We start from the raw sequence: 23,973 nt of genomic DNA, 5'->3' as shown, positions 1-23,973 counted from the left end.
GCCGTTCTATTAATGGAATAACCAAGTAATAAGACGATTATGGCATTTACTAAAAGAACGCTGATACTATGTATATTGTTACTCTCACTACCGCTTCTCGGTCTGTATGCACAGGACGAAGAAGAATATAAGATGGAATTGGGAGGAGGTTTAGGTGGTAGTTTTTACATGGGTGATGCCAACTACACTACTCCATTTAAGAACATAGGAATAGCCGGAGGGTTCATGGCAAGATATATAATGAACCCACGAATGGCCATAAAGGCAAACTTAATGGCAGGAAGAATATCCGGCAATACGAAGAATTTTAAAAATAAGTATCCCGACAACGGAGAAGCAAGTTTTAAACGTACAATCTTCGATTTAGGGGCACAATTTGAATATAACTTTCTGGGATATGGGACCGGATATGGCTATAGAGGTGAACACAGATTTACTCCTTATATATTAGGAGGAATGGGATTTACCTTTGCCCCGGCACCTGCAGAAGGAGTATTTACCGTAAATTTCCCGGTAGGAATAGGAGTGAAATATAAAATAGCTCCACGAATAAATATCGGATGCGAATTTACGATGCGGTTCAGCTTGAGTGACAAGTTAGACGTTACGAACAAAGAAGGGCTGCAGTTAAATGATCCATATCGGATTAAAGGAAAGGGATGGAAAAACAAAGATAGTTATTCATATACCGTCTTTTTTGTGACATACGACCTTTTCTCCAGATGTAAAGAATGCAACAATTAAAAAAGATGTCCTATAAAGAGCAAATAGATTTTAGCCGGATACCGCAGCATGTAGCGATTATCATGGACGGTAACGGAAGATGGGCCAAGCAACGTGGACGTGAACGTAGCTTTGGACACCAGGCTGGTGCAGAAACTGTACATATTATAGCAGAAGAAGCCGCCAGGTTGGGTATTAAATATCTGACTTTGTACACCTTTTCCACAGAAAACTGGAATCGTCCTTCGGATGAGATAGCGGCACTAATGAGTCTTCTGTTCGATTCTATCGAGGAAGAAACATTTATGAAAAATAACATCAGTTTCCGTATTGTAGGTGATATCGATAAATTGCCCGAAAATGTACGGACACGATTGGATGCTTGTGTAAAACATACTTCACATAACACTGGAATGGCTCTGGTACTGGCTCTCAGTTATTCATCCCGTTGGGAAATAACAGAAGCTGCACGACAAATAGCAATACAAGTTCAAAAAGGGGAATTGGTTCCTGAAGAAATTACTGACCATTGTCTTGAAGCACATCTGACTACTAACTTTATGCCCGATCCGGATTTACTGATCCGTACGGGAGGCGAGATACGGTTAAGCAATTATCTGTTATGGCAGTGTGCTTACTCCGAACTTTATTTCTGTGATACTTTCTGGCCCGATTTCAGGGAGGAAGAATTGAGAAAGGCTATTAGTGACTACCAGAAACGGGAACGTCGCTTCGGCAAAACCAGTGAACAAATCAGTTAACTCAAAACTTATAATTATAACATAAATGCATTATCGTATTTCCTTCATACTCGTAACGTTTATCTGTCTGTTTGGGTTTGCACTGGCAGGCAGGGCACAAGATGCTAACACAGACGAATCTTCCAAACCTGTTATTTTATATTCAGGGACACCCAAAAAATATGAGATAGCCGACATTAAAGTCGAAGGTGTTAAAAACTACGAGGACTATGTACTTATTGGTCTCTCGGGGTTATCGGTAGGTCAATCCATTTCTGTGCCAGGTGATGAGATTACAAGTGCCATCAAGCGCTATTGGCGTCATGGTCTATTTTCGAATGTTAAGATCACAGCTGAAAAAATAGAAGACGGTAAGGTATGGTTGAAAATCAGCTTGACTCAACGTCCCCGTATTTCAGAAATACGTTATCATGGCGTAAAAAAATCAGAACGGCAAGATCTGGAAACAAGACTGGGATTGGTAAAAGGCAGCCAGATTACTCCAAACTTAGTAGACCGTGCTAAAACACTGATCAAACGTTATTTTGATGATAAAGGTTTCAAAAATGCAGAAATTATCATTTCTCAGAAAGACGATATATCCAATGAGAATCAAGTGATCGTTGACGTAAATATCGATAAGAAAGAAAAAATTAAAGTACACGAAATAACAATCGTAGGTAACAAAGCAATTAAGACCTCGAAGTTGAAACGTGTAATGAAAAAAACAAATGAGAAGGGTAAATTGCTGAATTTATTCCGCACCAAGAAGTTCATCAACGAGAAATATGAAGAAGACAAGCAACTAATTATAGATAAATATAACGAATTAGGTTATCGTGACGCAGTGATCGTTACTGATAGCGTAACACCCTACGACGACAAGACCGTCAATGTGTATATGGAGATAGATGAAGGAGACAAATATTACCTTCGCAATGTGACTTGGGTGGGAAATACCCTCTATCCATCAGAACAGTTGAATTACCTTCTCCGAATGAAAAAAGGGGATGTATATAATCAGAAGTTATTAAATGAGCGTTTGTCTACTGATGAAGATGCTATTGGTAATCTATATTATAACAATGGTTACCTCTTCTATAATCTTGATCCGGTAGAAATCAACATTGACGGTGACTCTATCGACCTCGAAATGAGAATTTATGAAGGCAGACAGGCTACCATCAATAAGATTAAGATTAACGGTAATGACCGTCTATATGAAAACGTAGTTCGTCGTGAACTTCGTACACGCCCGGGACAATTGTTCAGTCGTGATGACCTGATGCGTTCTATGCGTGAAATACAGCAGATGGGACACTTCGATGCAGAAAATATCCACCCGGATATTCAACCCGATCCGATGAACGGTACGGTTGATATTGCTTACGACCTTGTTTCCAAAGCAAATGACCAGGTAGAATTCTCCGCCGGTTGGGGGCAAACAGGTATTATTGGTAAGTTGAGCCTGAAGTTCACTAACTTCTCATTGGCTAACCTGTTGCACCCGGGAGATAACTACCGCGGTATCCTTCCGCAGGGAGATGGACAAACACTGACCGTCAGCGGACAGACAAATGCAAAATATTATCAGTCATATAGTATTTCATTCTTTGACCCATGGTTTGGAGGCAAGCGCCCCAATTCATTCTCAATATCTGCTTTCTATTCAAGACAAACAGATATTAGTAGCCGCTATTATAATGACAGTTACTATAACAACTACTACAATAGTATGTATAGTGGTTATGGCGGTTATGGTATGTACAATTATGGTAACTACAATAATTACGAAAATTATTATGACCCTGATAAGTCAATCCAAATGTGGGGACTTTCTGTAGGTTGGGGTAAACGCTTGAAATGGCCGGATGACTACTTCACTCTCTCTGCAGAATTATCATACCAACGTTATATATTGAAAGACTGGCAATATTTCCCGGTAACAAACGGAAAATGTAATAACATCAGTTTAAACCTTACACTGGCTCGTAGTTCTATAGATAACCCATTGTTCCCACGTCAAGGTTCCGAGTTCTCACTGTCGGCACAAATTACACCGCCGTACTCGCTGTTTGACGGAAGAGACTATAAAGGATATTACACTTCTACCGGAAGTATCACTCAGGACAACAGAAATAAACTGTATAACTGGGTTGAATACCATAAATGGAAATTCAAAGCTAAAACTTACACAGCTTTGATGGACTATCAGGCTCATCCGAAATGTCTGGTTCTTATGAGCCGCATTGAATTCGGTTTGTTAGGTCACTATAATAAATATAAGAAATCGCCATTCGAAACGTTTGATGTAGGTGGTGACGGTATGACAGGATATTCAAGTTACGCCACAGAAAGCGTTGCATTACGTGGATACGAAAACAGTTCTTTGACTCCTTATGGCAGAGAAGGTTATGCGTACACTCGTTTGGGTATTGAATTAAGATATCCATTGATGCTGGAAACAAGTACTAATATTTATGTGTTAGGTTTCTTGGAAGCCGGTAATGCATGGAATGATATCAATAAGTTCAATCCGTTTGATTTGAAACGTTCTGCCGGTGTCGGTGTACGTATCTTCCTTCCAATGATTGGTATGATGGGTATCGACTGGGCATACGGTTTCGATAAAGTATTCGGTAGCAGCAGTGCCGGTGGTAGTCATTTCCACTTTGTACTGGGCCAGGAATTCTAAATTGTTTCATTAAAAAACTAAACGTTATGAAGAAGTCTGTTCTATTTATCATGATGCTGTTTACTATTAGTTTAACAGCCAGTGCACAAAAATTTGCTCTGATTGATATGGAATATATCTTGAAGAACATTCCCGCTTACGAGCGCGCTAACGAACAGTTGAACCAGTCCTCTAAAAAATGGCAAAGCGAAGTAGAAGCGCTTGCCCAAGAGGCTCAAACGCTGTATAAGAATTATCAATCGGAAACAGTCTTCCTTTCTGAAGAGCAAAAGACTAAGAAAGAAGAGGAAATTGTAGCTAAAGAGAAGGAGGCTGCCGAACTAAAACGTAAATATTTCGGTCCGGAAGGTGAGCTGTTTAAAAAGAGAGAGAGTTTGATGAAACCCATTCAAGACGAAATATACAATGCAGTGAAGGAACTTGCTGAACAAAAAAGCTATTCTGTTGTAGTAGACAGAGCATCAGCAACAAGTATTATTTTTGCTTCTCCACGTATTGATATAAGTAATGAAGTGCTGGCAAAGTTAGGATATTCAAATTAATTTCATACATTTGCAAGCGATAACCCAAAGTAATCATTCAAATAAATAATAAAACTATGCTAAAGAAAATTGCACTTTTAATTATGCTGGTACTCCCGATGGGCGTATTCGCACAATCAACACTCAAGTTCGGTCATATGACTTCGACCGAAATTATTCCTACTATGCCTGAATACACAAAAGCTCTTTCAGAGTTACAGGCTTTGGAAAAAAATTATACTGATGAAATTCAAAGAACTCAGGAAGAGTTCAGTAAGAAATATCAGGAATTCCAACAGGCAATAGCTAAAGATTCTCTTCCGCAAAATATTGCAGAAAGAAGACAAAAAGAATTGCAGGATATGGCTGAAAGACAACAGCAATTCCAACAGGAGGCAGAACAAGGTATGCAGAAAGCACAGCAAGAAAAGATGACTCCTATCTACAAAAAACTGGATGATGCAATCAAAGCTGTAGGTGCTGCAGAAGGTGTTATTTATATCTTTGACTTGGCTCGTACTCCAATTCCTTACGTAGGTGCTCAGAGCATAGATCTTACTGCTAAGGTAAAAGCACAACTCGGAATTAAATAAGATAATAATATGTTGTAAGCAACAACCTAAAGTATAAAAACGAGCTACAAGCAGCAAGTTACCGGCTATTCTGATTAACCGAATGCCAATTGTAATTTGTAGCTTGTAGCTCGTAATTTTTTTACCATTATGAAACAGAAGCTTTCGCAAACACCTGGTCCTATCGGTGTATTCGATTCAGGTTATGGAGGATTGACTATCCTGAGTAAAATAAGAGAAACTCTGCCGCAATACGATTATATATATCTGGGCGACAACGCTCGTACCCCCTATGGTACCCGTTCATTTGAGATTGTCTATGAATTCACCCTTCAGGCTGTTAATAAATTATTTGAGATGGGATGCCACTTGGTCATCTTAGCTTGTAATACAGCCTCAGCGAAAGCGTTGCGAACGATACAAATGAATGATCTTCCACACCTTGACCCTCAACGAAGAGTACTTGGTGTGATCCGCCCAACAGTAGAATGTATCGGTAGCATCACCCATAGCCGTCATGTGGGGGTATTGGCTACGGCAGGTACTATCAAATCAGAATCTTATCCAATGGAGATACATAAGTTGTTTCCCGACATCTATGTCAGTGGAGAAGCCTGCCCAATGTGGGTTCCGCTAGTCGAGAATAACGAAGCACAAAGTTCTGGAGCCGATTACTTTATCCAAAAATATATCGATACTCTATTAAGTAAGGATCAGCAAATTGATACTGTAATATTAGGTTGCACACACTATCCGTTATTATTACCCAAAATAAAACATTTTATGCCTGCCGGGATAGAGATTGTTTCACAGGGAGAATATGTTGCCGGAAGCTTAAAAGACTATCTGCATCGCCATCCGGAAATAGCAGCTAAATGTACACAGGGCGGTAAATGTACCTTCTGTACAACAGAAGCCGAAGAGAAATTTATCGAATCGGCATCGGCATTTCTGAATGAAGATATAACTGTCAGACGAGTAGTATTAGAGTAAGAAAATATCTATCACATAATAAGCCCTCTCTGCATCATTAAAGGATATGCAAAGAGGGCTTATTTATTTTATTTGTTACCGATACAATCTACAATGGAATTGAACCATCATAAATAGTGATATCAACCCGGGTACCTCTGACTACGGCCTTATAGCTTTCTCCGGAATTTAATTGAACAGCTTCGCCAACCGTAGCAGTATAGGTCACGCCATTACTCAATCGTACCTGAAAAGGAGTCCCTTTCTCAATCCTTTGAGGTAAAAGATTAAGAGCTTGTTTCACCCCATTATCAAAACGATTAAATGCAGTATACTTTTTCTCATCCAATGTAATGATAGAACCATCTTTTAAATTCTGTACTCCCTTGTTCTTTATTAAAGCACTAACCTCAATATCTCCCTGATAAGAACGTCCATCCCCATCCAATACCTCTACAATTAGAGGAGCCATCACACGCTTAAACTGAAGACAAACTTGTTGTTGTCCGGCTACAGCTTTTGCCTTTCCAAACAGATAGTCATTTGTTCCTCCTTCCAATGCACGCGTTTCATTACTCGCCACAGCCTCTGGCAGACGAGGGTAATGAGCATAAAAAAAGACCTCACTCTTTTTGCTGAATTCCCCCCATGAACGAGTATCCTTTTTAAGATCGAACACAGTAAATTTATCATCCAACTCAGTACGCATCGAAATCACGTCAATGGAAGTACTGCTACTGGCACGCGATAGGGTTTCATCACCAATAACAACGCTGGTGAATTTAATTGTCTGTCCATCTGTCTGTTCAGTCGTTTCGTCTTGTTGACAACTCCATAAACAGCCCAATACTAAACTCATAAAAAGTACTTTTGTTCTCATCTGTCAGGGTATTATATATTAAAATTAAGAATACGGTATCACAAATACAAAGCGACACCCTTCTTTGTATTCCGGATCAATAGTCAGGCTACCATTCAGTTTTTCCGCAATTCCCCGGCAAATTGAAAGCCCTAAACCTGTACCTTGTGAATAGCTATCAATCTTCGTAAATCTGTCGAAAACCCACTCCTGCTTACCCAAAGGGACACCAGGTCCGGTATCAGTTACAGCAAAACATATTTTCTGTTTCTTCTTCATCACAGTATATGTCAGTGTTATACTGCCATGAGCTGTAAACTTTGCCGCATTATGCAACAAATTGATTAAAACCTGCATTATACGTTCAGGGTTACTTTTAACTATTAACTGATCATGTTCAGAATGAAAAAGTAGTTTCACGCCCTCCTGTACATCTCTACGAACACTCTCCAGACTCTGTTTACAGCAATCATTAATATTGGTCAACACATCTGCAGGCATGCTATCCGTTTTATCCAAATCTGATAATTCTAAAACATCCGTGACCAGGCGAAGTAAATTATGACTATTCGCCTCAATAATAGAGGCATATACTTTAGTATCCGGATCATCCCGATAGCGATCTCCCAGTATTTGAGAAAATCCTACAATTGAATTTAACGGTGTACGAATCTCATGACTCATACTCTGTATAAATAATGTCTTCATCTGGCTGGCATCTTCCGCAGCATTCTTTGCTTTTCTCAACTCCTCTTCTGAATGCAACAATCGTTTATTCAATCTGTTTTCTCTATATAGGAAAATAAACACAAAGATCAATAAAGCCGCCAATGAAATAATGAGAATCTGCTTGTTATACAATTCTTTCTTCTGCGCCTGAAGCATCAACTCCTTTTTTTCTGAATTCAGTTTTTCCATATTAACCAGAGTCGCAAATTCACTGATGGACTGTTCTTCATTACTCTGTCTGGCAGAATCTTCCAACTGAATATATTTAGACAGATAATCAGCTGCCAGGTCTTTTCTTCCCATAGCCTGATAGATTTCTCCCTTCATACGATAATGTCCGCTACGCAATGCATGTTCATTAAGACGTAATTCCTCTTTTATCAGTGCGTCTGCAGATTCTAAAGCTTTCTGATATTGCCCGATCTGCTTATAATAGAAGAATTCATTCTCATAATAAAGCTTCTTATTGATATCCAGTTTTTTATCATCTGTAATCAATTTCTCTACTTCCTGCAGTATTTTCCAAGCTCTTTCCGTATCAGATATAGCAATATAATAATGTATATAACCCAATTTTCCGAGAAGGATATGCACACTCGCATTAGCCGTAGCCTCAGCTTTTTTCAGCATTTCAAGTGCCTGAGGTAATTTATTCTGCTCAATATAATATTTTGCAACTTCAGTATAAGAAGGTGAAAGATTATAATTATCAACATGATAAGTTTCAGTCAGTTCAATTCCCTTCAAACAATATTCAAAAGCCAAGCTTTTCAAATTCTTTATTTCATAGATTTGATATAAGCTGTTATAACAGTAAAGTAGTCCGATTTTACTATCCTTGATTTGGGCATCTTTTAACATTTCCTGAGCTTCATAGAGAGCTATATTAGTCTTTCCGGTTTTAAGATAATGCAATATCAAACGATTGTTCCAAACAAAATAATAATATTTAAGTTGATTTGTTTTTTCAGCAAAGTCCTTCACTATATTCGTATAATGAATAATACTGTCTACATTATTTCCTTGAAAATAGTAGTAGTCTAATTTAAGCGCTAAAGCAACAGCCTGCATCCGTAAATCACCTCTCTCCTCCGACATCTGATATAACGTATCAGCCATATGAAGAACTTTCAAATTACTAACATTCTCCTGGCAATGCTGAAAATATGAGTAGAGTGTGCTATCTACATTAAACTCCTTTTCTTCTTGCGCATAAACCGTACTGCAAAGAACAAAAGAAATAACAAATGACATTCTTCGGAGGATTGTAGTTCTCATGATTATGTATTGATTAATGACCTGGCTGCAGATTGCAAATATACATCTATTTTTAACGTCCGGATTACAAATTGATTATTTTATTCAAATAATTGTCTACTTTATCCTATATATATAAGTCAAAATAAAGCAGATCACCATTTTATAAATGCAAACTATTCACGAACATTCTTTCCGCTCCTCTTGAATTTTACCATGTCTCCCCAAAGAGACATAATTCATTAAAACCCGCTATTTTTTTACCTCACCATGCGTTTTTTCAGAAATTATCGTGTACATTTGTGAAAGTATAAACACCTTATACCTCAGAAATTATGAAAGAAGAAGATAACAGCCGTCTGATCGAAGTGTTTTCCGGTTCAAGATGGGAAGCAGAACTTATCAAAGGATTGCTCGAAAGCAATGAAATAGATGCCGCCTTAAAAGACGGCCTCATAACAACAATAGCGCCTTATATCAGTCCCACAGTATCCGTTATGGTAAAAGAGGATAACTATGAGCCTGCTATGGAAATTATCAGAAGCCGCGAGAAAGCAGAAAACGATTAAGGCGATCGAGTGCCTCGCGAATATTCTCCAGTGAGTTGGCATACGAAAAACGTACGTAGCCCTCTCCTCCTGTGCCGAAGTCAACTCCCGGTGTAATACCTACATGTGCTTGCTCTAAAACTTCAAAAGCAAATTTATAAGAATCTTTTGTAAACTTACGGGCATCAGCAAATATGTAAAAAGCACCTCTGGGCTCAACACGGATACCAAATCCCATCTCACGAAGACGTTGAATCATATAACGTCGACGTTCGTCATACGTTGCTCGCATCTGTTCCACATCCGGAGCAGCATAACGAAGCGCGGCGATACCTGCTTGTTGAGCAATACTTGGGGCACAGATAAAAAGATTCTGCTGCAATTTTTGCAATGCTTTCATACACGATTTAGGTGCAATCACATATCCAAGTCGTAATCCTGTCATAGCAAAACGTTTAGAAAAGCCATTCAACACAAAAGCCTGATCAGTAAACTCCAGAATACTGCGGGCACGTCCTTCATAAACCAATCCATGATAAATTTCATCTGAAATGACCGGAACACCCAATGAAGCTATTTCTTTAAGAAACTTATCCTCCAACAATAACCCGGTAGGATTCATTGGTGAATTAATAAAAATAGCTGCCGTGCGAGTAGTGATAAACTTTTTGATATCCTCGATATTATACTGCAACCCATTTTCTTCGCGAAGTGGCACCAATACTGGTTTTGCCTGTGCAGCCAATACAAAATTACGATAACAGGCATATCCCGGATTCGAAAGAACCACCTCGCTATCCGGCCGACAAAGCAACAACAATACCAACAGAATTGCCGGTGAAGAGCCGGAAGTCACCACAATACAGTCGGGATCTACCTTCACACCATATTCCCGATAATGAAAATCAGCGATTTCGCGTCTTAATTCAGGGTCACCTAAAGAATGGGTGTAATGTGTTAAATGAGAATCATATGCTTTTTTTGCCGCTTCCGCTACACAGGCAGGCACGTCAAAATCCGGTTCACCTACCTCAAGATGGATAATATCGATGCCCTGTTTCTGTAATTCATTAGCTCGCTCTAATACGTCCATGACGATAAACGAGGTCATTTGTTCAACCTGAGGGTTAGTCTGTTTCATTGGTTTATCTGTTTTTTCGGGGTACAAAGATACGATTTTTACAGTATGAATGTTACCAGTGAAAAAGACTTTATTTTATAGCACTTCCGGTTTTGTATACATATTCTTATTTATCCGTAAAAACAAGTACCTATAACTATCATATCGATAAAAAGTTCTATATTTGTACTTCCAAATCGTTAGTAAAAATGAAACAAGAGTTTACAAGAATTGCCGTAAAGGTAGGAAGTAATGTACTGACGCGTCGGGATGGAACATTAGACGTAACACGTATGTCGGCCCTTGTCGATCAGATAGCGGAATTACATAAAGCTGGTGTTGAAGTGATCCTTATCTCTTCGGGTGCCGTAGCTTCCGGACGCAGCGAAATACGAACCATAAAGAAACTCGACAGCGTAGACCAGCGTCAATTATTCTCTGCTGTAGGACAGGCTAAGTTAATCAATCGTTATTACGAACTTTTCCGTGATCATGCCATACCTGTGGGACAGGTACTGACAACCAAAGAAAGTTTTGGTACCCGCCGACATTATCTGAACCAGAAAAACTGCATGACTGTAATGCTTGAAAACGGAGTAATCCCCATTGTCAATGAAAATGATACCATCTCCGTCACCGAGTTAATGTTTACCGATAATGATGAATTGTCTGGCCTTATCGCTTCAATGATGGATACACAAGCTCTTATTATACTAAGCAATATAGATGGTATATATAATGGTTCACCTACAGATCCATCTTCCTCTGTCATCCGTGAAATAGGACATGGAAAAGATTTGTCCAACTATATACAAGCGAGCAAATCGAGTTTTGGAAGAGGTGGAATGTTAACCAAAACCAATATTGCCCGTAAAGTAGCAGATGAAGGGATTACCGTAATCATAGCCAATGGAAAACGGGATAATATTCTTGTAGATTTATTACAACACCCTAAGGAAACCCTCTGTACACGCTTCACTCCGTCGAAAGAGCCTGTTTCAAGCGTAAAAAAATGGATCGCCCACAGTGAAGGATTCGCCAAAGGAGAGATACATATTAATGAGCAAGCCACAGAAGTATTGGCTTCGGATAAAGCTGTAAGTATTCTTCCCATTGGTATAATAAAAATCGAAGGTGAATTTGAGAAAGACGATATTGTACGTATTTTCAACTTCGAAGGAGTACCAGTGGGAGTAGGTAAAGCAAATTGTGACTCAGCACAAGCACGAGAGGCGATGGGCAAACATGGTAAGAAAGCAGTGGTACATTATGATTATTTGTATATAGAATAATATGACTTTTAAGAATATGAAGTTAAACGAAACATTTATTGCCGTACAAGCAGCCAGCCGAAAGTTGGCACTACTGAGCGATGAGACAATTAATCAGATATTGAATGCAGTAGCTGACGCAGCCATTGCCGAAACTCCTTTCATTCTAAGTGAAAACGCAAAAGATCTTGCACGAATGGACAAGACAAATCCGAAGTATGATCGTCTGAAACTCACAGCAGAACGCCTGGAAGGAATTGCCGCAGACATTCGTAATGTAGCTACCCTCCCCTCGCCCTTAGGACGAGTACTGAAAGAGACAGTCCGTCCAAACGGAATGAAACTCACTAAAGTCAGTGTCCCTTTCGGTGTTATCGGCATCATTTATGAAGCACGCCCCAACGTGAGTTTCGATGTATTTTCTCTCTGTCTTAAAAGTGGCAATGCCTGTATTTTAAAAGGAGGCAGCGATGCCGACAGCTCCAATCAGGCAATCATAAGCGTTATCCATAAAGTATTAAAACAATTCAACGTAGATACGCATATAGTAGAGCTTCTTCCTGCTGACAGGGAAGCAACCACCGAGCTACTTCATGCAACAGGTTATGTAGATCTCATTATCCCACGTGGAAGCAGCAATCTGATAAACTTTGTACGCGAAAATGCGACAATACCCGTCATCGAGACAGGAGCAGGAATCTGCCACACCTATTTTGACGAATACGGCGATACAGAAAAAGGTGCAGCTATCATCAATAATGCAAAAACACGTCGCGTAAGTGTGTGTAATGCACTCGACTGTGTTATTATTCATGAAAAACGTTTGAATGACCTACCGGCTATCTGCAAGAAATTACAGAATAGTAATGTTACTATTTATGCCGATTCTCAGGCTTATCATGCTTTGGAAGGACATTATCCGGAACATCTGTTAAAGCAAGCTACAACAGAGAGTTTTGGTACGGAATTCCTGGATTATAAAATGGCTATAAAGACCGTGAAAAGCTTTGAAGATGCTTTGGGACATATCGTAGAGTACAGTTCCAGACACAGCGAAAGTATCGTTACAGAAAATAAAGAACGCGCTACCTTATTTTGTAAGATGGTAGATGCCGCTTGTGTATATGCCAATGTGTCCACAGCTTTCACAGATGGTGCACAATTCGGACTGGGAGCAGAAATAGGTATCAGCACACAGAAACTCCACGCACGTGGTCCTATGGCACTTGAAGAAATCACCTCTTATAAATGGATGATCGAGGGAGATGGACAGACGAGAGAAAATTAAAGATTAATAACTAATAATTAAAAACAGACAGGTATGAAGAAATTTACTTGCGTGCAAGACATAGGTGATTTAAAATCAGCCCTTGCCGAAGCATTTGAAATAAAAAAAGACCGCTTTAAATATGTAGAACTGGGAAGAAATAAAACATTAATGATGATTTTCTTCAATTCCAGTCTGCGAACCCGTCTTAGTACACAAAAGGCGGCACTGAATCTGGGCATGAATGTAATGGTTCTCGATATCAACCAGGGAGCCTGGAAACTGGAAACAGAACGTGGTGTCATTATGGATGGTGATAAACCGGAACATATTTTAGAAGCAATCCCGGTTATGGGCTGCTACTGCGACATCATAGGAGTACGGTCGTTTGCCCGCTTTGAGAATCGTGATTACGACTATGAAGAAGTAATCATCAACCAGTTTATCAAATATTCGGGACGTCCTGTATTCTCAATGGAAGCAGCTACACGCCATCCGCTACAAAGTTTTGCCGATCTGATCACAATCGAAGAATATAAGAAAAAGCCTCGCCCGAAAGTAGTTATGACATGGGCTCCGCATCCACGCCCATTGCCGCAGGCTGTACCCAACTCCTTTGCGGAATGGATGAACGTAACTGATTATGATTTCGTGATCACTCACCCCGAAGGTTATGAACTTGATCCTAAATTTGTTGGACATGCCAAAGTAGAATATGACCAGATGAAAGCCTTTGAAGGAGCAGATTTCATCTATGCCAAGAATTGGGCTGGCTATACAGGTGATAATTATGGTCAGATATTGAGTACCGACCGCAACTGGACAGTTAGTGACCGCCAAATGGCAGTTACAAACAATGCATATTTTATGCACTGCCTGCCTGTACGCCGAAATATGATTGTAACAGATGATGTAATTGAAAGCCCTCAGTCTATTGTAATCCCGGAAGCAGCCAACCGTGAAATATCAGCAACAGTGGTACTAAAAAGATTACTTGAAGGATTGGAATAGAACCTATCGAGATATATTAAAAGCCAAAGCTCCGGTTATCCTACAAAGACAACCGGAGCTTTTTTCATTAACACCTAATCTTACCTTTTTACTCAAACATCATTAGAAAAAAAACTTCTTACCATTTCTAATATAGAAAGTCCCTTTCTGTGGATTTCTGACAACTCTACCTGAAAGATCATAAATAATGCCATCTTCATTTACAGCATCATTCAAAGCTTCATTAATACCGGTTGGATTTGAAGAGGTCAGGTTGATATAGAAAAGGTTATTTGAATCTGCTTTAGTAAGTTCATGGGAACCTGCATTAAGCACATATGTAATGATATTACCAGAAGTACTCACTACTTTTATATCATCTATTTTAATATTCGGTGTACTTCCTTCTGCAAATACCAGGGTCAAAGTCATTTCTTCTTCTATCGTAAACTTCACAGAAGTAGCACTTTCCAATTTCAAACACCAGGTATAAACCGTACCATTTACAGTCGCTATACCCTTGTCTTTAGAGTAACTACCAGTTACCGAATAGAATGAATTTGAGGGCTTTTTATCAGCAGTAAAATAACATGTATAATCACCATCTACAGGAGGAACCGGAGGTGTAGGGGGAACCGGAGTAGTACCACCACCAGAGGTATCACCAAAAATTCCTACTAAACTGGTAGTATAATTGGTTATCGCCGTTTTCAATGCAGTATTCACGTCAGAAGAAGTATCGTCTACAGTATTATCAAAAGCCCATTCAAAATCACCGTGTTGCATACGTCCTGCGCCATACTGTCCGGTAACAATACCAGGCACATCGGTTGCTGCATCGGCTGTATAGGTATACATCTTACTCTTATCCGTATCAAAGTTATTATAAGAAGTACCACCGGACAAAGTTACATAAGAAGCAGGGACAACCTCATCACGAGTTTCTGCTTCGTAGCAATCAAAACTTGTTGCAGATTGCTTGTGAGTAACAAGTTTGAAATTAGAAGATTTCTCAGCATAAACATTTCCGAAAGCTTTGATCATTCCACCACTTTCTCCGGAGAAAGTTCCATTCTTTACTCCATTAACAATATCTGTTCCCTGCAAAGAAATGAGCATCGGCTTATTGGCATTACGATAATAATTGCTTTCTACAAATACATTGGAACCTGTAGTAGCTCCTACCCCATATTTCGCAATTCCGTCAAAATAATTGTTATACACATGTACGGTCATTGTACGTACGCGAGGATGACGTGAATCGGAATGGTCAAACCAATTATGATGGTAACTAATAAAATTCTCTCCACTTTCAGACTTCATCCCACAAAGAGACATTTTTCCCGAATCCCAAAAATGATTATAGGAGAAAGTCATATATTTTGAATTGGTCTTACAGTCCAGAGAACCATCACCTTTTGCCTGGTCAGCAGCACTCCCTGTCTTTCCATAGAAAAAGTCAATGTTATGTATCCAGCAATTGCTATTATCCGTATCCAAAGACAAACAGTCATCCATGCAAAGCATGATAGCCAGATTTCTAACCTCAACACTCTTGCAGTTTCTCAGCAAAATACCAAAACCACGTATTGTAGCATCATCTCCTATACCTTCAAGTGTAATATTCATTTCACTATCAGCATTCTTTCCTTTAATTTGTAATCCTTCTGCACTACTGGAAAAGTAATCCATATCAGCAGCTTCGATTGTTCCTATAATACGAACAACCAAAGGAGTAGTATCATATCCTTTCTGACGCGCATCAATAATTGCTTGAAGTCCGGTGAATGTTTCAACTTTTCCTTTACTATCCGTAACAACATCGCAGGTCACTGTTTTGGCAGTTTTAGATGTCACATAAAGAACCTTTGCATTCTCTTTCAGTGTACCATCGTCCTTATATGCCCCTACCCCTGAATAATTAAAGTGGGCAAACCCTGCACGGTCATGGGCTTTCACTGCAAATGAGGAAGATTCTACTGCTATATCCATTTCGGTACCATCCTCATCAACGGGTACAACCTTAAACATATATTCTCCTGCAGTAATACCCAACGCATCTGCACGGCCATACGTACCATAATTACGAACCAGTTCTGTATCAAGTTTTATATAAGAGCCATTAACAGATTTATAATAAACATGATAAGTAGAAACACCGTCTACCAGATTCCAGGTTACATAACCTGATTCAAACCATCCGCCGGTCTCTTTAATAGAAACGGCAGCCGAAGAAACAATCGATACCAATAAGGTAAACACAGACAAAAGTAGAGTCTTGATTTTCATAGTCTCATATTTCATATTATTATTAGAAAAAGTGTCAGTTTGACGACTGCAAGATTACGGAGAATTAAACCAGTGAATGTGGAATAATAAACTTTTTATGTAGAAAAAACGGTTCGGATGACTTATCTAATAAAGATAGGTCATCCGAACCGCTATAAAAAGACAATAACTATGTCATTATTCAATTACATAGCCAACTTTCTTAATAGAACAGGAGAATTAATGTTCTATTTCTTTTGCTTCCTGCTGCCAAGCATTAAATCCTTTATCAAGCTCATAGACTTTATAGCCTCGCTTACTTAAAATTTCGGCTGCTTTCTTGCTCCTTTTCCCGCTACGGCAATAAAGAGCCACCGGTCTTTCTTTCTGAAGCGTAGAATCAGCCATAGCAGCAAATGAATCATCCAGAACATTGATATTTACCGCTCCCGGGATATGTCCTTCCGAGTACTCGGCCAACGTACGAACATCCAAACGCTGTACATCATCCGCTTTAATAAAAGAATCAAAATCTGCGACCGATAGTGATTTGAAATCAGCTTTCGGTTGCTGACAAGAGAATAAAGTGGAAATCAAAAGGAAAAAACCTGCAAATAGTTGACTCATCTTTGACATTGTTATACTATTAAAAAACAAATATTATTTTCATTAAAGAGCAGACAAGTAGTTAGTCAACGGATTGGCATACATCAACAATAACTTCTCACGCAGAAATGGAACATCCTTATTGGGAATGTCAATCTTACCCAACTGTTGCTCAATATAGTTTTCAAAATGTAATTTCTCTTCCTGCGTATAATGACTGACAAATTCACAAGTACCCGATAATAAATCGTGCGCCACATAGTTTCCCGAATAAATACGATAATTACTATGAATGCGTTTATCTATCACAGAAGAGATATGCGAAAACAATTCCGGCTTTGGTAAACTACGATCAAGCTGCTCTAAAACATCATTAATACAAGCACCTGCCTGAAAATGTACTTTCCCTTTATAACCAAACAACCCGGTCTGCATATTTCTTAAATCATCCTGCGTTGTTTTCTTATATCCCTCAATATCTCTCTTCAACTGAAATTCCTGAGCCTTAAGAAAATCACAGGGATCATACTCATACGAAATGGCAATCGGAGCGATATTTATTTCCATCAGCCGGTCAATGGTATCTCCTTCGCCTCCCATAGCCAACATTTTCAATACACTATCCTGTGTACGGTCATTAGAATCTTTGGCACGTCCTTCACGTTGAGCAATCCAGATGGACTGATCCTTCTCCATAATCGTATAGTGCATATAGCGTGACATGCGGGCAGATGATTCTAACATTTGCCGCATAGTCAATGCACGCTGTACTATAAACGACTTATTAACACGAACCAGTTTCTTAATCCACGGATAAATCAACAGATTATCCCCGATAGCTATCTCTACGGTATCCATACCTTGATCTACCAGCAAGATAGAAAGAAAACCCGAATCAAGTATAATATCCCGGTGATTGGATATATAAGTATAAGCTTTATTTTTATCCGGCAATGCCGTATGATCCAAACTCAGACCATCGGTAAAGTCTTTTGCTATCTTCCATAAAATACCATAGCAGAAAGTTTTCTGAAAATCCAGTTTTGTTTTACAGGCACGCATCTTCTGTGCCAGTATTTCAAAAGGCACATTCGGAATGGCATCACAAGCAGCTTTTTGAAATGCCGGATCAGCAATTAGTTCCTCAAATATTTGAGGAAGTTCATCGTCATTGTAAGGACGTATTTCATCAAACTCTATTGTATCCATAAGCAGCTATAAGTTATGAGAAAACTTATTCTCTATTATATCAGTCATTACTTCTTTTATATCCAGTCCGGCAGCACGTACTTGCTGAGGAATAAAGCTGGTAGTCGTCATACCCGGAGTCGTGTTAACCTCCAGCAGGTTTATCTTATCACCTGCTGTTATGATATAATCTACACGAATAATGCCGGAACAACCCAGAATATCGTAGATAGCCGAAGTCAGAGTTTGTACGCGACGCGTGAGATCATCAGAAATACGGGCAGGAGTAATTTCATCTACCTGACCGTTGTATTTAGCATCGTAGTCAAAGAACTCATTGTCGGTAACTACTTCCGTTATAGGGAACACCACTGATTTCTCTTTTGTTTTATAGCAACCGCAAGTAATCTCCGTACCATCCATAAAGGCCTCAACAAGTACTTCCTGCGCTTCATTGAATGCTTTAGCAATAGCCGGCTGTATCTGTTCACGCGTTTTAACCTTTGTTACTCCAAAACTGGAACCACCCAGACTGGGCTTGATGAAACAAGGTAACCCAATTTTCTCAACAACATCTTCATCCGAGACAGACTGCCCCTGACGGAGCAGCAGAGATTCTGAAATACGAACCCCAAAAGCCTTGAGATATTGGTTACAAGTGAATTTGTCATAGGTGATAGCAGCCGCCAATACTCCACAACAAGAGTATGGAATACGCAGCATATCGAAATATCCCTGCAGACGACCGTCTTCCCCCGGAGTACCGTGAATGGTGATGTAGGCAAAGTCAAACTTCACTTTCTCCGTACCATTTACAAAACTAAAATCATTGCGATCTACAGGTGCTTTCTTTCCGTCGGGCAATTGTACTTCCCAACGGAGTCCTTCTATCTCAACGATATACAAATTGTACTTCTCCTTATCTATAAAGGAATATATTCCCTGTGCACTACGCAGAGATACATAAAATTCGGAGGTATACCCTCCTGCTATGATAGCAATTGTGCGTTTCATTCTAATTCTCTATTACTTATATAGCCTCTCCACTTCTCTATCAGTTGGGCCATGTCGTCAGGCAACTCTGAGGTAAAGTTCATCTCCTCCCCTGTGACAGGATGAACAAACCCCAGTGTCATGGCATGCAAAGCCTGCCGCGGACAAGTGTCAAAGCAGTTGTTTACAAATTGTTTGTATTTACTAAAATGAGTACCCTTCAGAATCTCATGCCCCCCATAACGCTCGTCATTAAACAATATATGACCGATATGCTTCATGTGGACTCTGATCTGATGGGTTCGTCCGGTTTCGAGTACACACTCCACCAGAGTGACATACCCCAAACGTTCAAGCACCTTGTAATGAGTTACGGCATGCTTTCCAACCGTTGGATCAGACATTACAGCCATCTGCATTCTATCTTTCGGATTACGGGCAAGGTTACCAATAATAGTACCCTCGTCTTGTTCTACAATTCCCCATACCAGTGCACGATATTTACGTTTGGTTGTTTTATTAAAGAATTGTATTCCCAAATTGGTTTTTGCATCCGGTGTTTTAGCTATAACCAATAATCCGGAAGTATCTTTATCTATACGATGTACAAGACCTACATGCGGGTCATTGGCATCATAGTCCGGATTATCTTTCATATGCCATGCCAAAGCATTCACCAATGTTCCATGATAGTTCCCATGCCCCGGATGCACCACCAGGCCAGGAGGTTTATTTACCACCATCAGGTATTTATCTTCATAGACAATATTAAGAGGAATATCTTCGGGAATTATCTCATTCTCATAACGCGGACGATCCATCATGACCGTTATCACGTCAAGCGGCTTCACCTTATAACTGCTCTTTACCGGTTTGCCGTTGACCATCACAAATCCGTCAGCAGCAGCTTTCTGAATACGGTTACGCGAAGCATTAACAATACGCTCAAACAGATACTTATCGACTCTCATCAAAGCCTGTCCCTTGTCTACTACAACCCTAAAGTGTTCGTAAAGCTGGGCATCGGCTTCCTCGCCAACAGGTTCTATATCATCAATATCAGTTTCAATATCGTCCGGCAATTCCTCTATCATACAGTTCGCTCTCTTTTCTATAACAAGTAGGTAAATTTACTTAAAACCAGGAGTCATCTGCCGACACATCCGTAGTTCCTGCAGCATCCTCTACTATCTCAAGAGAATCACTATCCTGAACCAGCGTCTCTCCATCGCCCACCAATAATGTCAATATAGCTCCCACCGGAACTTTATCGCCCATGTTCAATTGACGCCCTTTATACTTCACACCATACACCCAGTCTTTTTCTCCTGAAATCAATTCACTCTCGGATAGTTTAAATCCGGCAGCCAATATCTTGGCCTGCGCCTGACGCACAGAGCTATTATCAGCAACATCCGGAACAAGACGTAAAGGAACGTCCAATGTATTTATAGTCAAATAAACAGTTCTTCCTTCCTTCACCTTCTGCCCGGCAGATGGGTTTAATTCCAGAATACTCCCGGCAGGTTTGTTTTTCACATAGCTGGAATCCGAGACCACGCATACCAAACCATGATTACGAAAAAGCATTTCTGCCTCTCCTACTGTCATGCCTTTGACATCCGGCACCACGACAGCTTCACCATGACGAGTATAAACATCCAGCCATTTCAACACTCCAAATAACAGCAGAATGACCACTGCCATCATAGCTATCAGGTTTAACCAAAAGTACTTATTGGTCTTGAATGAAAAAAATTCCTTTATCGTCATAAATCTTAGCCGTTAATCCGGGTCAAAGATACAATTTTAAGTACATAGTAGCACAGAGTTTTACAGAGTTTTTAGTTTTCTGATGCCAATAGGATGCAATTAAACCACATAATAACATTTGCAACTCATTACTACATAGATTCTTTCGTATAGCTTGACATACACAGATACATAGAAAGCCATAACGGAACGATGTACGAGATGCACATCTCGTACTGCGCGACATGCACATCTCGTGCTGCTCCACATGTACATCTGGTAATGTACGAGATGCACATGTCGTACATTGTATCCCACCGAACAAAGGGGACTTCCCCGTAGAAGAAAGTGAGCTCCCATTAGGGGACAAAAAAAAGAAGTAAAGACAATGCCTTTACTTCCCCAATTTCTTTTTGTACAGCTATGTGGCTAAAGAGCCTTATGCTTTTACTCCGTTGTATTCGTCAGAAACAGTCAGTTTCTTACGACCTTTTGCACGACGGGCAGCCAATACTCTACGACCGTTAGCTGATGCCATTCTCTCACGGAAACCGTGTTTGTTTTTTCTCTTTCTGTTAGAGGGTTGAAATGTTCTTTTCATTATTATATCTTGTTTTATTGTTATTATTCTACGTAATCGGGCTGCAAAAATAGGCACTTTTTTTAAATAAACCAAGAGATAACTCATTTTTAGTCAAAAGATTTTGTGTTTTTTGCCGATTTAGATTACTTTTGCACTCGGAAATATCAGTCGATAACTCAATAACATTATAATAATAAAGGATATCAAGTATGATTAATGCTCAAGACATCAAGAACGGAACCTGCATCCGTATGGACGGAAAACTCTATTTCTGCATTGAATTTCTTCATGTAAAGCCTGGAAAAGGTAACACTTTTATGCGTACCAAGCTGAAAGATGTAGTAAGCGGTTATGTTCTCGAACGCCGTTTCAACATCGGTGAAAAGCTGGAAGATGTACGTGTAGAACGTCGCCCTTACCAGTTTTTATATAAAGAAGGGGAAGATTATATCTTCATGAATCAGGAAACTTTTGACCAGCACCCTATCGCTCACGATTTGATCAACGGTGTTGATTTTCTGCTTGAAGGAGCCGTATTAGATGTTGTATCTGACGCCTCTACAGAAACCGTACTTTACGCAGATATGCCCATTAAAGTTCAGATGAAAGTTACTTATACAGAACCGGGCATGAAAGGTGATACAGCCACTAACACACTGAAACCTGCTACAGTAGAATCAGGTGCTACAGTACGTGTTCCATTGTTTATCAACGAAGGTGAAACAATTGAAATCGACACACGTGACGGTTCTTATGTAGGACGCGTGAAAGCATAACAAAAATATTTCATTTACACAACAAACGGTAAACCAATTGCAAGATAACCGCAATTAGTTTACCGTTTGTTATGTTTATCCCCTGCTTAATCATTATATTTGCCTATCAAATAAAAACCTTTTTAATTTATAACAAAATGAAGCGATTAATGTATGTATTATGCTTTGTCCTGATATCCGTCGTTGCACACGGGCAAGCAAAGTATGTGTTCTATTTCATAGGAGATGGAATGGGCGTAAATCAGGTAAACGGTACGGAAATGTATCGTGCAGAATTACAAAACGGACGCATCGGTGTAGAGCCATTACTTTTTACACAATTCCCGGTAGGTACTATGGCCAGTACTTTTTCCGCTACGAATTCAGTAACCGACTCATCAGCCGCCGGTACAGCTCTGGCTACAGGTTCTAAGACCTACAACGGTGCTATCGGAATGGATGATCAAAAGAATCCTCTACAAACCGTAGCAGAGAAGGCCAAGAAGGCTGGTAAAAGAGTAGGAGTTGCTACCAGTGTAAGCGTAGACCATGCCACCCCGGCTGCTTTCTATGCACATCAACCCAACCGCAGTATGTACTATGAAATTGCAACAGATCTGCCCAAAGCTGATTTTGACTTTTATGCAGGATCGGGGTTCCTAAAACCAACTACAACTGCTGATAAGAAAGAGGCACCCAGTATTTTCCCTATGTTCGAAGAAGCAGGTTACACACTGGCACGTGGCTACAATGACTTTAAAGCAAAAGCTCCTCAAGCAAAAAAAATGATCTTAATTCAGGAGGAAGGTGCTGATGTTTCATCTCTGCCCTATGCCATCGATCGTAAAGAAGGAGATCTTACGCTGGCTCAAATTACAGAGAGCGCAATTGAGTTTCTTACCAAAGAGAAAAATAAAGGCTTTTTCTTGATGGTCGAAGGTGGAAAAATAGACTGGAGTTGCCACGCCAACGATGCTGCTACCACATTCAATGAAGTGATTGATATGGACGAAGCAATCAAAGTAGCTTACGAGTTCTACAAAAAACATCCCAAAGAAACACTTATCGTAGTAACAGCGGATCATGAGACAGGTGGTATAGCTCTTGGTACCGGTAAATACGCACTAAACCTGCAAGCGCTTCAATATCAGAAAAACTCAGCAGATGTACTTTCTACACAAATTAGCAAACTAAGAAAAGCTAAAAACAACAAAGTATCTTGGGAAGATATGAAATCGTTCCTGGCAGAAAACATGGGATTCTGGAAAGAAATACCTATTTCCTGGGAACAAGAAAAGAAATTGCGTGACGAATACGAAAAGTCATTTGTAAAGAACAAGGTGGTGTTCGAAGAAAGTTTATATTCGAAGAGCGAACCAATGGCTGCACGCGCCAAGGAAGTGATGGATGAAATCGCAATGATCAACTGGGCCAGCGGTAGCCACTCAGCCGGTTATGTTCCGGTATTCGCCATTGGAGCAGGTTCACAACTTTTCGGAGGGAAAATAGATAATATTGAAATTCCAAAACGGATAGCAAAAGCCGGAAGATATTAATAAAAACA

General features: G+C 39.7%; 22 protein-coding genes. 12 read left to right on the top strand and 10 right to left on the bottom strand.

Going from position 1 to position 23,973, the window contains the following annotated elements:
* The first annotated feature begins 39 nt into the window (after positions 1 to 39).
* From HCG69_RS12185 to murI, 6 genes are all read left to right on the top strand, one after another.
* Positions 40 to 744, top strand: a complete 705-nt coding sequence (locus HCG69_RS12185) for a DUF6089 family protein (protein WP_002558991.1) — start codon at positions 40 to 42, stop codon at positions 742 to 744.
* 5 nt (positions 745 to 749) lie between these two features.
* Positions 750 to 1,484, top strand: coding sequence for an isoprenyl transferase (locus tag HCG69_RS12180; protein ID WP_221650257.1), 735 nt, complete (start codon positions 750 to 752; stop codon positions 1,482 to 1,484).
* A gap of 25 nt (positions 1,485 to 1,509) precedes the next feature.
* Positions 1,510 to 4,158 carry an outer membrane protein assembly factor gene (locus tag HCG69_RS12175; protein ID WP_221650256.1) on the top strand — a complete coding sequence of 883 codons (2,649 nt, stop codon included), beginning with the start codon at positions 1,510 to 1,512 and terminating at the stop codon, positions 4,156 to 4,158.
* A 26-nt stretch (positions 4,159 to 4,184) separates the two neighbouring features.
* Positions 4,185 to 4,700, top strand: coding sequence for an OmpH family outer membrane protein (locus HCG69_RS12170; protein WP_221650255.1), 516 nt, complete (start codon positions 4,185 to 4,187; stop codon positions 4,698 to 4,700).
* Between the two features lie 56 nt (positions 4,701 to 4,756).
* Positions 4,757 to 5,272 (top strand): OmpH family outer membrane protein, encoded by a 516-nt coding sequence (locus HCG69_RS12165; protein ID WP_002558987.1) that lies wholly within the window; start codon positions 4,757 to 4,759, stop codon positions 5,270 to 5,272.
* Positions 5,273 to 5,401: 129 nt separating this feature from the next.
* Positions 5,402 to 6,244 carry a glutamate racemase gene (gene murI / locus HCG69_RS12160; RefSeq protein WP_221650254.1) on the top strand — a complete coding sequence of 281 codons (843 nt, stop codon included), beginning with the start codon at positions 5,402 to 5,404 and terminating at the stop codon, positions 6,242 to 6,244.
* Positions 6,245 to 6,332: 88 nt separating this feature from the next.
* Here the strand turns inward: murI and HCG69_RS12155 are convergent, their stop codons facing one another.
* On the bottom strand, positions 6,333 to 7,103 hold the full coding sequence (locus tag HCG69_RS12155) for a fimbrillin family protein (protein WP_221650253.1): 771 nt from the start codon (positions 7,101 to 7,103) through the stop codon (positions 6,333 to 6,335).
* 24 nt (positions 7,104 to 7,127) lie between these two features.
* Positions 7,128 to 9,089 (bottom strand): HAMP domain-containing sensor histidine kinase, encoded by a 1,962-nt coding sequence (locus tag HCG69_RS12150; RefSeq protein ID WP_221650252.1) that lies wholly within the window; start codon positions 9,087 to 9,089, stop codon positions 7,128 to 7,130.
* A gap of 314 nt (positions 9,090 to 9,403) precedes the next feature.
* On the opposite strand from HCG69_RS12150, the gene HCG69_RS12145 reads away from it, so the two are divergent.
* Positions 9,404 to 9,637 carry a DUF2007-related protein gene (locus tag HCG69_RS12145; protein WP_002558983.1) on the top strand — a complete coding sequence of 78 codons (234 nt, stop codon included), beginning with the start codon at positions 9,404 to 9,406 and terminating at the stop codon, positions 9,635 to 9,637.
* Here HCG69_RS12145 and HCG69_RS12140 read toward each other — a convergent pair.
* Positions 9,606 to 10,757: a pyridoxal phosphate-dependent aminotransferase gene (locus tag HCG69_RS12140; protein ID WP_221650251.1), complete on the bottom strand. Its 1,152-nt coding sequence runs from the start codon at positions 10,755 to 10,757 to the stop codon at positions 9,606 to 9,608. The genes HCG69_RS12145 and HCG69_RS12140 overlap by 32 nt on opposite strands.
* 188 nt (positions 10,758 to 10,945) lie before the next feature.
* Here HCG69_RS12140 and proB point away from each other — a divergent pair, with 188 nt between their 5' ends.
* The 3 genes from proB to HCG69_RS12125 are packed head-to-tail and all read left to right on the top strand — an operon-like array spanning position 10,946 to position 14,285.
* Positions 10,946 to 12,028 carry a glutamate 5-kinase gene (proB, locus tag HCG69_RS12135; RefSeq protein WP_195448772.1) on the top strand — a complete coding sequence of 361 codons (1,083 nt, stop codon included), beginning with the start codon at positions 10,946 to 10,948 and terminating at the stop codon, positions 12,026 to 12,028.
* Positions 12,029 to 12,044: 16 nt separating this feature from the next.
* Positions 12,045 to 13,295, top strand: a complete 1,251-nt coding sequence (locus HCG69_RS12130; RefSeq protein ID WP_221650250.1) for a glutamate-5-semialdehyde dehydrogenase — start codon at positions 12,045 to 12,047, stop codon at positions 13,293 to 13,295.
* 33 nt (positions 13,296 to 13,328) lie between these two features.
* Positions 13,329 to 14,285, top strand: a complete 957-nt coding sequence (locus tag HCG69_RS12125) for an acetylornithine carbamoyltransferase (RefSeq protein ID WP_221650249.1) — start codon at positions 13,329 to 13,331, stop codon at positions 14,283 to 14,285.
* 102 nt (positions 14,286 to 14,387) lie between these two features.
* Here the strand turns inward: HCG69_RS12125 and HCG69_RS12120 are convergent, their stop codons facing one another.
* The 7 genes from HCG69_RS12120 to rpmH all read right to left on the bottom strand — a co-directional run bounded on the left by HCG69_RS12120 (position 14,388) and on the right by rpmH (position 21,672).
* Complete coding sequence (locus tag HCG69_RS12120) at positions 14,388 to 16,568, bottom strand: pectate lyase (RefSeq protein WP_255585904.1); 2,181 nt, start codon at positions 16,566 to 16,568, stop codon at positions 14,388 to 14,390.
* Positions 16,569 to 16,772: 204 nt separating this feature from the next.
* Positions 16,773 to 17,168, bottom strand: coding sequence for a rhodanese-like domain-containing protein (locus tag HCG69_RS12115; protein ID WP_025867691.1), 396 nt, complete (start codon positions 17,166 to 17,168; stop codon positions 16,773 to 16,775).
* Positions 17,169 to 17,201: 33 nt separating this feature from the next.
* On the bottom strand, positions 17,202 to 18,347 hold the full coding sequence (locus HCG69_RS12110) for a 1-acyl-sn-glycerol-3-phosphate acyltransferase (protein ID WP_221650248.1): 1,146 nt from the start codon (positions 18,345 to 18,347) through the stop codon (positions 17,202 to 17,204).
* A 6-nt stretch (positions 18,348 to 18,353) separates the two neighbouring features.
* Positions 18,354 to 19,340 carry a D-alanine--D-alanine ligase gene (locus HCG69_RS12105; RefSeq protein ID WP_221650247.1) on the bottom strand — a complete coding sequence of 329 codons (987 nt, stop codon included), beginning with the start codon at positions 19,338 to 19,340 and terminating at the stop codon, positions 18,354 to 18,356.
* Positions 19,337 to 20,413: an RluA family pseudouridine synthase gene (locus HCG69_RS12100; RefSeq protein ID WP_221650246.1), complete on the bottom strand. Its 1,077-nt coding sequence runs from the start codon at positions 20,411 to 20,413 to the stop codon at positions 19,337 to 19,339. The genes HCG69_RS12105 and HCG69_RS12100 overlap by 4 nt, the downstream gene beginning before the upstream one ends.
* 40 nt (positions 20,414 to 20,453) lie before the next feature.
* Positions 20,454 to 21,092: a PASTA domain-containing protein gene (locus HCG69_RS12095; RefSeq protein WP_221650245.1), complete on the bottom strand. Its 639-nt coding sequence runs from the start codon at positions 21,090 to 21,092 to the stop codon at positions 20,454 to 20,456.
* Positions 21,093 to 21,510: 418 nt separating this feature from the next.
* Positions 21,511 to 21,672 carry a 50S ribosomal protein L34 gene (gene rpmH, locus HCG69_RS12090; protein ID WP_002558970.1) on the bottom strand — a complete coding sequence of 54 codons (162 nt, stop codon included), beginning with the start codon at positions 21,670 to 21,672 and terminating at the stop codon, positions 21,511 to 21,513.
* Positions 21,673 to 21,863: 191 nt separating this feature from the next.
* Between rpmH and efp the strand changes: the two genes are divergently transcribed.
* Together efp and HCG69_RS12080 are read left to right on the top strand one after the other, a co-directional pair.
* Complete coding sequence (efp, locus tag HCG69_RS12085) at positions 21,864 to 22,430, top strand: elongation factor P (RefSeq protein ID WP_002558969.1); 567 nt, start codon at positions 21,864 to 21,866, stop codon at positions 22,428 to 22,430.
* Positions 22,431 to 22,567: 137 nt separating this feature from the next.
* Complete coding sequence (locus tag HCG69_RS12080; protein ID WP_221650244.1) at positions 22,568 to 23,965, top strand: alkaline phosphatase; 1,398 nt, start codon at positions 22,568 to 22,570, stop codon at positions 23,963 to 23,965.
* Positions 23,966 to 23,973: the final 8 nt, after the last annotated feature.

It is taken from the genome of Bacteroides sp. K03 (assembly GCF_019734355.1).
Taxonomy (GTDB): domain Bacteria; phylum Bacteroidota; class Bacteroidia; order Bacteroidales; family Bacteroidaceae; genus Bacteroides; species Bacteroides nordii.
Note: the sequence above shows the minus strand (reverse complement) of the source record. Positions and strands in the feature narration are given on the sequence as shown.